A 12,280-nucleotide genomic window follows, 5' to 3' on the forward strand; every position below is an offset into this window, starting at 1 on the left:
AACTTTAGCGAAACAATATCTTTTACAAAATGATATTTTCACCAAGGGGTAAGTGCGCCCTTTTTTAGTCAGATAATAAAATCAAAATTTTTTCATTTTTCTATTGACATTTATTAGCTGGACTTTTATAAGACTTTTGGCTCTTTTCTAATTCCGGTTACTTGTTTTACTTTCTTCTCTGCTCTATGACGGACAAATTGAACTAAAGTTTCATAAATCTGATTATTGGTAAATTCCCAACAAGGTTTTCCCAGTACACAGGAAAAATACGTTAACACAGTTTCCCTTTCCATTCGTTCCTGATTTAAACAAAGAAAACAAAAACTATAATCAATTTCATCTAAGAAAGAAGATTCCAATAATAATCTCGCATATAATTTAAAAACAACCGGTGACAGCGTTCCATGGTTATGTCCTGCATACGGTACATGCGTGACGTCTAATGTATTATAAGCCGTTCTGCAATCTTCCATTGTCTGATACTGTTTTCTAAGTTCTGCCCCTTTGGAAAGAAAAAATCTTCCAAGCTCCATCTCATAATTTGCTGAAAATACCGTATCATCAATTTTCAATTCCACCGGACGAATCATAAAGTCTTCTGTTTTTTCCCAATCATGAAAAACAAGTTTTACAACTACCTGCCTGTCAAAATCTAAAAAAGGAATTTCCTCTCGCTCAATCAGAACAACTTCTCCCTGATAAATACAGGCTCCTTCGCAAACAATTAAAGTTTGAGCTGTATATTCAATTGCACACCCATATAAAATACCGTCTGAAAAAGAATTCCATGTTGTTGAAATTAATTTTTCAGGGAACTCATTCAACAAATCTAAGCTCTCTTTTTTTACAATTCTTCCTTTTGCAAAAATCGGCTTTTTATAATACTGCATACAACTCCTTATTTCTGTGCTGTTTTTACACATAACTGCCTCCCTTAATGCATTCCATCAAAAAAGTTCATTTTCCATTGATTCTCTTCAAATGGTATAAAATACGGATGCAAATAGCACAATGTATTGGTTCGCCGTGCAACACTGCATACATAGTACCCCCAGCTTTTCCCATCTGTATAAATAAAAGTTTTCATCTCACCGGAAACAATATTATCTAAATCTTTTTGTAAAAATACCGGATAATTTTTCATCAATTCTTCATATCCAGTCTCTTGAAATTCATTTGCATCTATTCGCACAAAATCCTGATGCAGCTGTTTTTTATCTTTATCTTGTAGAGTTAAAACCAATTCCTTTGTTTCCATCGGTCTGGAAATATAGCTATAAACATCTTTCATAACCATGCTTTCCCAAATCAAAACTTTTTCCCCTGTTTCTGAATGAAAATCTTCGACTATTAAAAAATAAGGAATTTTAGGTGAATCATAAGTAATGACCGGGCGAATTTTTCCAATTCGCTTTGCACCATGATACGCAATGGCTCCATCGATACACATTAATTTTTTTTCATAACTGTTAATTTCTGTTCCTCTTGCTTTTCTTCCCGGAATATACTCTTTTAAAATATCACGAAATAATTCAATGCTTAATGTCTGTCCTGCCAAATAAATCCGGTCCATATCATAAAGCTCCATAGAATCATAATACGGCTCTATAAAATGCTTCATAAAATGATAGATTTCCGGCTTAAGTAAAATATTGATTTCTTCTTTTAATAAAAGTATATCGGGACAAGACGTATACAACTGTAAATAACCATGTTTATTTCTAACATACAGTTGAAATTCTGAATAAAATTCTTGTCCGATACTAATAGAAACCGCTCCGGTCTTCTGATAAAATTTTCTTTTTACCTGTTCTGCCATCTGCCATAAGAAATAAAAGTTTCCTCTTACTTTTAAAAACATTTCCTCTGAACCCGTCTGATAATCCGCATATTTTGTCGGTATCAAGAATTCGACTTCTTCATACGCTTCTTCTAACTTTTTATAACATGCTTCCATCCCATGACAGTCAATCCATTCATAAAACATTTTGTAAACATGCTCAAAAAAATGGTCGATTTTCCAAATCGCTCCCGTCTGATAATAGGCAGCCAATTGAACTTTTATATATTGGAAAATACGATAAGTTAAATTATTTCCACCAAAATTTGTATTTCCATCTGCATATGTAACGTGAATTTCTAAATCATTTGTAATCTTACTGTCTTTTACAGCATAACTGCATTGCACCATATCACTGGTTCCACCGCCACAGTCTAAAATCAATACTTTTCTTTCTTCCCCGCTTTGATAAGTCATAGTATTAATTTCTTGTTGCAACGAATGATATAAAACAGCAACAGCTTCATCAATGACATCCGTTGTCACAATCTCATATTCTTTTAACACATCCTGATACATCTTCATCGATAAATATTGCTGCTTTACAGGACAGGTAAGACAAATTTTTTGATACTTTACTTTATTTTGTTGTTCCGCCATTTTTATTATGTAAAGCAAAAAAGCTCGTACGAAATCACCTCCCCTAAGCTCACAACGATTTCCATCAAAATCCGTCACCTTTATTTTTTCTTTATAGCAATTTACAAAACGTTTGGTGTCATAAAATATTGTATTTTTTCCTAAAAAATGCTGTTTTTTTCTGCCTCGATTGCCTCTCTGCCATAAATAAATTCAATTTTATTTCCGTCTATTTGTTTTACTCCAATCACGCTCGGACATAAAAAACGTTCTTGCGAATGTAGCTCCCATTCTTTAAAGCTATCATTTCCCAATTCTTCAGCCTGAGAATCAAAAACAATTTTTTTCATCTGTCCCGTTTCCATCCCATATGTCCCTGCTGTTGTAAACGATGTTCCATAATCAATAATCAAAACCTCATCGGTTAACTGTGCTTCCTTTACTTCCACCTCATCCATTGCTACTTCATAATAAGAAAAAGCTCGTTGTTTTTTTTCCATTCCATAATAAGTTTTTACAAGCTCCTCTGTCTTTTCTTCCTCAAAAAACAAAACAGCTAAATTATAATACGTACCTTTTTTTAATCCTTTTGATACACATACACGTTTCACTCCTAATAAATAATTGTTCTTTTCTTTATTAGAAACAGACATATTTTTGATTTCTCTAACCGTCATTATGGCTAAAATATTCTTTTTTTCGTCAACAAGCAGGGCATATGTTCCAAGCTTTATATTAGCAGTCACTTTATATTTGGTATCCGGCTCATCAAAAGAATTCAAATCCCGATACAATTTTATATTTTGTGACATTACAATCTGCTCTGTCTGTTTTGCTTCCGCATTTTTCAATTTTCTGCTCAATCGGCTGCTTTCTTCTTCTCCCCACGAAACAATTTGTATTTCTCTTATTTCACCTAAATAATGATATAAAAAGTCTGCCAATTCCTCTTTTTTGTTTAGCAATTCAACAGTTGGCGTTTTAATTGCCCTGTTTTTACAGATTGCTCTCAATTGAGGAAGTTCCAACTGTTCTAATTCCTCATAGGTATATCTCTTCTTTAACTTGTCTGACCTATTTTTTCCCAACTTATATGTTTCATATAACATAACAGAATCCTTTCTTTTTATACTGATTGATTCTTACCATATTGTTATAATATAAATTCTTCTAACCGCATCGTATCCTCATGACCGATTACACCATATGTTTTTTCCCAATGAATAACGTAGGAAAAAGGTAGTGGAAGAAACAAATCACAGATTAAATCAATTTTCTCTTTCTGAATTTGATTGTTTGGTTCTCTCATATAAAAAACAATTTCTTCTCCTGCCCTGATATATAATTCACAAAAAGGATACCACTTTTTAATAAGCCGAATAAAACAAGTAAAGTAATCCCCCGTTTCATATAGCGTTAACATTTCCTCAGCCAGATTTCTTTTTTTCATCCTTCGAAACTGATTTAAAATAGGATAAGAACCAAACACCTCATCTTCCAACGCTTTCAGCAAAAATTTAATATAAAGCTCCCTCTTACATAATCCCGATTTTATATCTAAATCTGCCAAAAAGTGTAGTGTAGTGTCTGCCAATTCCCGATTAAGTTCGTTATACCCTAAATCATCTGATGTAATAAAATCAAAAAATTTGCCAAAACGTATATAAGGATTTACATCAAGATAAGTATCCATCCTTTTTTCATTTAATTTTTCATAAATGCTGTCTGTCTGCAATTCCATATACGGAGAAACTCTGTTATTCTGCACACAAAAATGCAAATTCTTTTCATCTTTTTCTTGTTTTCGGCACTCTATTACCGGTTCCCATATGTACTCCATGAAACACTTACCTTTCTCTTCCTTACGTCATATTTTTTCTACTCTAATACTCCAACACACTGATATCCTAATAAATCAAGCTGAATTTCTGAAATCAAAAATGCTATAATATCTTTTGTAATAAATGTTTTGTTTTCTCCATTTTGAGTAAAATGAAAGAGAAACACTTTTTCTCTATTCCATAACTGATGCATTTGTATAAATGGATTACAATCCAGATCTATGATTTCTTTTTTATCAAATGCATCTGTTTTTTCAAAATTTATGGCTTTCCATTCTTTTATCTCTTTTAATTGTTTTACATCTATTTTTTCTAATCTCAACTCCTGTTCAGTAAACGCCTGATATTGCCCCAATACTCTTCTGATTTCCCCTAATGTCATAATTTTAGCTTCGATAGTATTTTGAAACGGATTAAAAAGCATTTTGTCTTTCCCATTTGTCTGCGGTGGATAACATAAGCGTAATCCGTCTTTGCGACTATCGTATTGCACAAAATGTAATCCTTTTATTTCTTCATATGCTTTTTGCTCTGTTTTAACTATAATTCCCTGCTCTTCTCGAATCAGAAAAAATGAATCCTCCTCCAAAACAAAAAGATAACCATCTTCCTGCTCTGTAAATGGAATAAAATGCTCATATTGAATTACCATTTCCCCTGCTACTTTAATTCCTTCCGTTTGAAACAAATCCTCTTCCAGGTTCCAGACGAGCATCCTGTCTGTATGTACATATTTTCCCAATTTTCCAAAATTTACCTCTATTTTTTTTATTGGTGTTGCTACGGGAATCACACCATCGAGATCAACAATTTCTAAAAATTTATATAGAAATGCTCCATTTATTGTATGCCATTTTACTTTATTCTTCTCAAACTGGTCATACAACCACTGAATCTTATCCATGTACTCCTTCACATAAGAAAATCCTATTCTGATTGTTTTTGTTTCCTTCTCCATCACAACCTTTGCTGTATATGTTTGATTCATAAATTCTAAAATACAATCAAAGTCACACTCCAGAAAAATTCTTTCTAAATGGTGTTCTTCCCGCTTTACCTCATTTTCTGCCACTGCAAACCAATAAGGATTAGTCGGGTCAAAGTCTTCTATTCTACAAACCGCCGTATACACATCATAAAAATGAAAAAAATCATTTTTCTCTTTTTTAATCTTTTCTTCCAGTGAGTGGTAACAGGCATTATTATATTCGTATAATTCTACAAAAAGTTCGGATAATATTTCCCTTAACATTACTTTTTGTACCGGATCCTTTACTCTGTTTACTCTTGATTCAATCCATTTTTTATTAAGTTCCATCTCTTCACCTTTTATTCGTTTCAGTTGCTCTTATCAAATTTTCATCAGCACTTTAAACTAATTTATTTGCCTTCTAACTCCTCTATGGCATCATAAATCTTATCCACCTGGTCATCCCAAATATTTAAATTTTCATAAATTCCCAACGCTTTCTCATAATAAGTAATCGCTTTCTTTTTCTTGTTTTTTCTTGCCAATTCAGCCGCTTTTAACATATAACTTTGTGCTTTTTTCTGTTTTTTTTCTATTTCCTGTTTCTGCTTTTGCTCTTGTTCTTCTTGTTCTTTCTGCTCCTGTTTTTCTTCTGCTTCTTTTTTCATTTCTTTCACTTCTGTAATTGACTGCTCTAAAGCAACAATTTGCTCATAAACTTTATCCGTATCTTTATCCGAACTGCTCAGGTTCTCATAAACACTAACTGCTTTTTGGTACAGCTCATTCGCACCATCTGTATTTTCCTGACTTAACAATTTATTTGCTGTTGTCAAATATGCTTTAATCTGAATTAATTGTTTATCTAACTTCGCTTTTTTCTTCTTTTTTTGCTTTGTCTGTTCCTTCTTTTTTATTTCCTTTTGCTTTTGTACTGCATCATAAATTTTTGTCTGTATTTCACCACGCAATTCGACTTCATCGGTCTGCTTTAATAGTTCAATCGCCTCTTTATAGGATTCAATTGCCTGCTTATAATCTTCCGTTGAAAGATACATATCCCCGATTGCACTTAACTGTTTTGTCTCCAACATCTGATTAATATATTCCAGCCTGCTGCAAGCATGCTCATAAATTTTTTCTTCTCCCTCATACTTTGCCTGTTCTCTCACTTGCAGATAAAGTCTCTTTGCCGTGTTATAATCATTTTCTTTGATTGCTATATCCGCATCCTCTATCGTGGCTAAAACAGCTTTCTTTTTGCTGACTTTATTCTTTAATTCTGTTTTTTCTTTTATAAACTGCCAATTCGTTAAACTCAACTGATCTGTTTTTTCCGATGCGGTTTCATATGTATCAAATGCTTTCGCATAATTTCCATATTCAATATAATTGGTTCCTTTTCCAGTTAATTCCTGAATCTCTTCCATTTTTTTTCGGTCTTTGGAACGAATCGCATAAAGTATGATTGCTCCAAGAAGCAGACACAATACCATTGCAATCCCAACGGTCCAACAAATCCTCTTTCTTTTTTTTCTCTTTGTATTATCTTCCTGAAATGCTTTTTCAACTGCAATGGAAACGATGCTATAACTTCCAACTGCTTTTTCTCCTTTTTTACTCAATAGCATCTCTTCAATATTACATAATAATTCCTGATTCTTATTTGCATGTTCCAATGCATCCAGCAATTCAATATCTGATATGCTCGTTGTCACATTACTGGTTGACACTAAAATCGTAGAACCATCCTGTAACGCAATTTTTCTGGATATATATGGACGTATATGTTTTCCCTTTCCCAAATATTCAATCAGGTTATGGGTTTCTGCCGGATCAGCATAAATAATCTTCTGTTCTTCTTCCAATTCCTGATGTTTTGTCTGAGTTTTACTGATATGGGAAAACACAGTTCCATAATGTACATGAATTTTCGTATTGCCACATACTGCATAGCGCATTCTTGTGTAGTCAGATAGAATAATCGCGATACTGACTTTTCGTTTACATTTAACGCTATGTAATAAAATCTGCTCATTAGCGCAGGCAAGATAATTTCTTAACCGTTTAAGCGAAGGTTTTTTCTCAAATTCTGACAATACCGTTTCAACGGCTATTTTCGCACTATTAGTTTCTGTATCATTGTCATAGCTTTCCGCCACAGCAAAGCATATATATTCATCTAAAGGTGTATACGCCACATAAGTTTTATGTATGGTATCATTTCCTTTTTCCGATATAAAATCTGTTATTATTTTGCTGTTTAATTTTCTCATACTCTACCCTCAACCAGTATTACTGTTGCATTTTTTTGTTTTCTTTTTTTCTTATCTAAAATTTTTGTGCTAATTTTTTGTGCCTTTTCATACAGACTTTCGTTCCGATTTATCGTCTGTATCAACTCTATTTCATTCAACGTTTCATAGACACCATTTGAAATAAGACCAATAACATCACCGCACCGTATCTTATAAAAACCCATTTTTTCTTCTAAAAGGATACAATCTTGATTGTTTATTACAAAAAGCCGGTTTGCCCCTACGGTATAATAAAACATTTGGTCGTCTTTTCCATACACCATACTCACAGACAAATAAGGAGTTCTGCTTAAATAGATATACTGTTTTACTTCACAAATTATTTTTTTCTCAAGTTTTTCAAAAAAAACAAAAACCTCTGAAAAGTCTTCCAGCTTTATGAATTTTTTACATTTTTTAAATTCCGATACACAAATTTCGACTGCAAGAATAGCCGCCTGCCTTCCATTTATATGATCAATCGTTCCATCAACAAGTACCGCAAAAAAATCGTTTCCTAAAACGGTTGCAAAATAATTATTCTGTATCTTACAGTCTCCTATTGTCTGTGAATTTCCTACTAACCAATCGTTATCCCAATTCGTTCTTCTCTTCTTTCCAATTAAAAACAAAGCCGTCATTTTCACCACACAATGGAACAAATATAAAAACACTCTTTCCTATCTTAATCCGGTCGCCTGCTTCCAATTCTCTGGGATTATAAATGGCATCCCATCTGTCTTCCTCGTCCAAAATATATGCCAGCCCTTGAGAATCTCCCGGAAGTATCAATGTTTTATTCTTTTCGGGATCATATACAAGAATTGCATGATTTTTCTCTGCAATCGCATCATCCCCCGGCACACGAATATCCATTTCACCGGATCTGCCAAGAAAGTTTTTTTCTGCAATAATACGATAATCTTTTCCTTTCGAAGGACCTTCTAAACAAACAAGCCAGCCTGTAACCGGTTTTAGCACTTCTAAATCTCCAAGATAGATGGTATCTTTAAATTTTCCTTGTGGATCTTCCTCCATATTCATATTCTTATTTATCACAACATTACAATAAGGACATATATTTCCATATTTTTTTTCGCTAAATAAATGTCCATTCTGACAGCGGACAAGCCCCATCTTTTATCCCTCCAGACAATTTCTTTCTTTTATCAATATTTTAGTTGAGTCCATGTAAATTATATCCGAAGGACACAATCGATATGGCATATTATTTTTTAAACGGTAAATTACCGCTTCTTCACCTCTGCGAATACCAATTGGATACTGTTCCGATACATTTTCTATATACCAATTTCCTTCGAATAGATTAAACACTGCATAAATTGGCTCTCTGAAATCGGTCTGACCTGTTTCTATGCAAATAAGTTCTTTTCCGTTCTTTTTTACAAGAAAAAACGATTTTTTATCCTCTAAAAAAACTTCCCGAATCTTTTTTCCACTCTTGTTTACAATAACAAAAGAACAAAATGGGGAAGTCTTTACTATCTCTTTGTTTTTTTTTCCAGATACAAAAACAAATTATCCCAGTCGAAAGAGATAATAATCCGTTTTGAATCATTAAAAACAATATTATCTGATACAATGTTTTTTCTGTTGCTAAACTATGTCTTACATAATGTAAATATGTAATGTTTCCAACAAAAATTAACTCTACACCTATTATAAAATATTTCAGTATAGGGAAATAAGCTTTCATATAGTTCTTCTCCCCTGCATATTAAAAATTTTTCTTTTTATTTGAATAGGGAAATGGTGGTATTCCCTATCCATATATAAACATATCAACAATAAAACTGCTATCTGGATTTATTCAATTACAACCCCATCAATCCTATCTTTTTTCTGTTTCAATACTAACGTAAATTCACCATCTGTTTTTGTGAATGTTTCTTCATAAGAAACTACAAAAGCATGGGAAAATTCGTATTTTCTAGGAGCGGTTGCATGCTGATATTCTACTGTTACTTTCTTATAAGCATCAGCACTTTCCGGTTTAACAAGTGCCCAAGTTGCCATACTCTTAGCTGCATCACGCATAAATAGCTTATCAGCATCAAATGATACTTTTCCTTTAATTGTCAACGTTGCTTCAATATCGGAAGATCTTGCAAATGAATCTTTTGGGATTGAAGCATCAAATGAAACATCAATGATCTCCTCACTTAATTCTGTTACATCTGCAATCACAATCTTATACGCCATTTTAATGTACCTCCTAATAAAAAATTGTTTTATGTTTATTTATTAAATTAGAACAAACTATAAAAATAAGAGCCCTTCCACCATAGCAATTATCTATTCATTTTATTCTTAATTTAATCAGTATTAATAAGCAGTTCCATATTTTCTGAAACTCCTGCAAATGCAATTTCAATATTATAAGTTGTTCCATCACAATCACCTTTTTCAATTCCATCTCCCTCACGTAAAATAGAATTCCCATAATTAGGTGATAACTGCCACTCTTTCACTTGCCCACCAGAATCAAAGATTTTATCAATCCTGTCTTTCTTATAATCATTTGTGATTGCACCTATCATACGATATAAATAAGTTCGCGTTGTTTCTCTAAATATACTTTCAAAACCACCATTTTTACTCTCATTCATACATCTGGACTTGTATACCGTGATTGCATTTACCGCTGCTCCATTTAACTGATTTTTATCAGAAGAAAAAACAAATCCATACTTATGTTCGTTAATCATATTTTTCGTTTCTGTCGTATAACCTGCAATTTCTTTTGGCATTGTTGTAGTAACATAAAATGCATTGTCCCCTGCTTCTAAATCAAATCGAACACCAGGATATTCTTTTTTTACACGACCACCTAATTTTGTTGCTAAAAAGTTTGGACACTGGTACGCTGCCACAATCCCGGCAGCAACAAATGCTGCACTGATATATACACCATAAATCCAGAATTTCATAAAATCATCCCTGTCTTTTGAAAATTCCAGACTGCCATCCTCTCTTTTTAGTGCCTTTGACCCTAGGACAACTCGAGATTTATTACTTGGAATTACCGTAAAATTAGGCAGACATGGAATTGCATATCTGCTGTAATCTGTATTTTCCAAATCTCTTGTCTGCTCTATGTACTGATCCATTCCATATGTAGATAGTTTTAAAAATGTAGTGTCTTCCCCTGTTTCGAAAGAAAAGAAAACTTGAATCCGATATTCTTTTATTGATTCCAATAACAATTGCAAATCTGAGATTTCTGTCGGAGCTACAGTAATTCCTGCATCAATATCTCCCGTATAACCAAATTCTCTCATTGTTTCTTCATCAAGCTCGAAATCGTAATCATCTGAATATTCCACATTTGGTACAATCCCAAACCAAATTGTATTACTAAAGTCCGATTTATTATTTACTGTTTCCAAATACTTCTTTAGATTTTCCAAATTTTTTTCTTCCAGAATTTCACTCATATGTGCATTTACGATAAGAAGCGATGGACGCATCATTGGGCTTTTAGGCTGATATTGATCAAAAAATGCTTTTACGCTTAAAATTTTTTCAATCAATAATTTTGCTGTACGGATAAATGCCTTTTGCCATGCAGCGTTCATTGCAGAATATTTATTATACAGCTCTACTTTATCATCCAGGCTCATTTCCATTAACGTATCCGGTACATTATCGGTAAACGCTGCCACAATTAACTCTTTTGATAAGGATGCCCCTTGTGAATTTCTATCATATGTTTGTCCAACTGAAGCATAAAGGCTTTCCATGCTTTCATAATATTGTTCTTCAATCACAGAAACGGTCAAATCTTTATAACTGATTCTATTCTTTTTAGCAGAATCCTGTTTTATCTCTGCTAATTCTGAATTGGATTGTTTTGCCAACTCTGTTGAGCCCGATTCCCTTGAATCGCCTTGATCCGTTAATAATTTTGCCGAATTTCCTACTGATTCCAATGCAACAATTTCTGCCTTTTGATCAAATACCGGCAAAGCCGGTTTCATATCTGTTATCCCTTTTTTCGATGCTTTCTCTGTTGTATCTAAATTCTCTTTTATCATTCCCAACATCAAAGTCAGCTGGGAAGAAGTTTCATTGTAATATTTTTTTGTTTTATCCAATTTTGCAGTCAGTTTTAAAACAGCATCCTGTTTTGCCGGTGAATCACTTTCAAATTCTGCATTTTTACTTTCCAGATAAGAAATATCTTTCTTTAACTTTTTAATCTCTTTTAATGTTTTATGCGGAGCAAGCATTTCTGTTATACGCTCATAATTAAAAGATGCATTCGTAGCTCCAGAAGCTTTCTTTGTATCCATAATAGATACAAACATTTTTAGAAACGTGTTATTTCTGTCAATTACTATTTTTTTTACTAAGGAATCTGGAATACCTTCCGGTTTTGTAAGTTCATAAACCATTCCACGTTCTTGGTCGAAATAACTGTAAATTGTTGGTTTGAATTTTACTAAAAATTCATCAAAACTTTTTACTAATAAAACATCATTAATCTCTGCCACTTTTTCATCTGATAAACTTTTAGAATTTTCATCTACATCCGACATAATGTTGAACATATTATAAACTTCTGGATTTACAACATCAAATAGAATTGTCCGATTTGTTTGTTCAATTATATCCATACCCTATCTCTCTCCGTATCTCTTATTTTTAAAGAATGAATATCTGTACAGTTTCTTCTTTTCCCATTCAATGTTACACCAAATTTTTCCGTTTGTCACTACATTTTCCCTGT

10 protein-coding genes are annotated in these 12,280 nt (G+C 32.9%); all 10 read right to left on the bottom strand.

The window, feature by feature from the left end:
• Positions 1-125: 125 nt before the first annotated feature.
• On the bottom strand, positions 126-923 hold the full coding sequence (locus FYJ58_RS11030; protein WP_154519782.1) for a hypothetical protein: 798 nt from the start codon (positions 921-923) through the stop codon (positions 126-128).
• 11 nt (positions 924-934) lie between these two features.
• Positions 935-2,518 carry an acetate and sugar kinases/Hsc70/actin family protein gene (locus FYJ58_RS11035; RefSeq protein WP_154519783.1) on the bottom strand — a complete coding sequence of 528 codons (1,584 nt, stop codon included), beginning with the start codon at positions 2,516-2,518 and terminating at the stop codon, positions 935-937.
• A gap of 62 nt (positions 2,519-2,580) precedes the next feature.
• Positions 2,581-3,528 carry a hypothetical protein gene (locus FYJ58_RS11040; protein WP_154519784.1) on the bottom strand — a complete coding sequence of 316 codons (948 nt, stop codon included), beginning with the start codon at positions 3,526-3,528 and terminating at the stop codon, positions 2,581-2,583.
• Between the two features lie 44 nt (positions 3,529-3,572).
• Positions 3,573-4,259: a hypothetical protein gene (locus tag FYJ58_RS11045; protein WP_154519785.1), complete on the bottom strand. Its 687-nt coding sequence runs from the start codon at positions 4,257-4,259 to the stop codon at positions 3,573-3,575.
• A gap of 38 nt (positions 4,260-4,297) precedes the next feature.
• On the bottom strand, positions 4,298-5,578 hold the full coding sequence (locus tag FYJ58_RS11050; RefSeq protein ID WP_154519786.1) for a hypothetical protein: 1,281 nt from the start codon (positions 5,576-5,578) through the stop codon (positions 4,298-4,300).
• Positions 5,579-5,640: 62 nt separating this feature from the next.
• A complete protein-coding gene (locus tag FYJ58_RS11055) occupies positions 5,641-7,506 on the bottom strand; it encodes a YfgM family protein (protein WP_154519787.1) in 1,866 nt (621 codons plus the stop codon).
• A complete protein-coding gene (locus FYJ58_RS11060; protein WP_154519788.1) occupies positions 7,503-8,168 on the bottom strand; it encodes a hypothetical protein in 666 nt (221 codons plus the stop codon). The genes FYJ58_RS11055 and FYJ58_RS11060 overlap by 4 nt, the downstream gene beginning before the upstream one ends.
• The gene (locus FYJ58_RS11065) at positions 8,119-8,664 is read right to left on the bottom strand and encodes an FHA domain-containing protein (RefSeq protein WP_154519789.1); all 546 of its coding nucleotides are present in this window, start codon (positions 8,662-8,664) and stop codon (positions 8,119-8,121) included. Before FYJ58_RS11065 ends, FYJ58_RS11060 begins: the two co-directional genes overlap by 50 nt.
• Before the next feature lie 690 nt (positions 8,665-9,354).
• On the bottom strand, positions 9,355-9,750 hold the full coding sequence (locus FYJ58_RS11070) for a membrane-associated protease 1 (RefSeq protein WP_154519790.1): 396 nt from the start codon (positions 9,748-9,750) through the stop codon (positions 9,355-9,357).
• A gap of 113 nt (positions 9,751-9,863) precedes the next feature.
• On the bottom strand, positions 9,864-12,167 hold the full coding sequence (locus FYJ58_RS11075) for a hypothetical protein (protein WP_154519791.1): 2,304 nt from the start codon (positions 12,165-12,167) through the stop codon (positions 9,864-9,866).
• Between the last annotated feature and the right edge of the window lie 113 nt (positions 12,168-12,280).

The organism is Velocimicrobium porci, from assembly GCF_009696045.1.
Classification (GTDB): domain Bacteria; phylum Bacillota; class Clostridia; order Lachnospirales; family Lachnospiraceae; genus Velocimicrobium; species Velocimicrobium porci.

Bases quoted from the DNA above. Each gene is read 5' to 3' on its own strand.
- FYJ58_RS11030 (WP_154519782.1), bottom strand. From the start codon at position 923: ATGTGTAAAAACAGCACAGAAATAAGGAGTTGTATGCAGTATTATAAA.
- FYJ58_RS11040 (WP_154519784.1), bottom strand. From the start codon at position 3,528: ATGTTATATGAAACATATAAGTTGGGAAAAAATAGGTCAGACAAGTTA.
- FYJ58_RS11045 (WP_154519785.1), bottom strand. From the start codon at position 4,259: ATGGAGTACATATGGGAACCGGTAATAGAGTGCCGAAAACAAGAAAAA.
- FYJ58_RS11050 (WP_154519786.1), bottom strand. From the start codon at position 5,578: ATGGAACTTAATAAAAAATGGATTGAATCAAGAGTAAACAGAGTAAAG.
- FYJ58_RS11055 (WP_154519787.1), bottom strand. From the start codon at position 7,506: ATGAGAAAATTAAACAGCAAAATAATAACAGATTTTATATCGGAAAAA.
- FYJ58_RS11060 (WP_154519788.1), bottom strand. From the start codon at position 8,168: ATGACGGCTTTGTTTTTAATTGGAAAGAAGAGAAGAACGAATTGGGAT.
- FYJ58_RS11065 (WP_154519789.1), bottom strand. From the start codon at position 8,664: ATGGGGCTTGTCCGCTGTCAGAATGGACATTTATTTAGCGAAAAAAAA.
- FYJ58_RS11070 (WP_154519790.1), bottom strand. From the start codon at position 9,750: ATGGCGTATAAGATTGTGATTGCAGATGTAACAGAATTAAGTGAGGAG.
- FYJ58_RS11075 (WP_154519791.1), bottom strand. From the start codon at position 12,167: ATGGATATAATTGAACAAACAAATCGGACAATTCTATTTGATGTTGTA.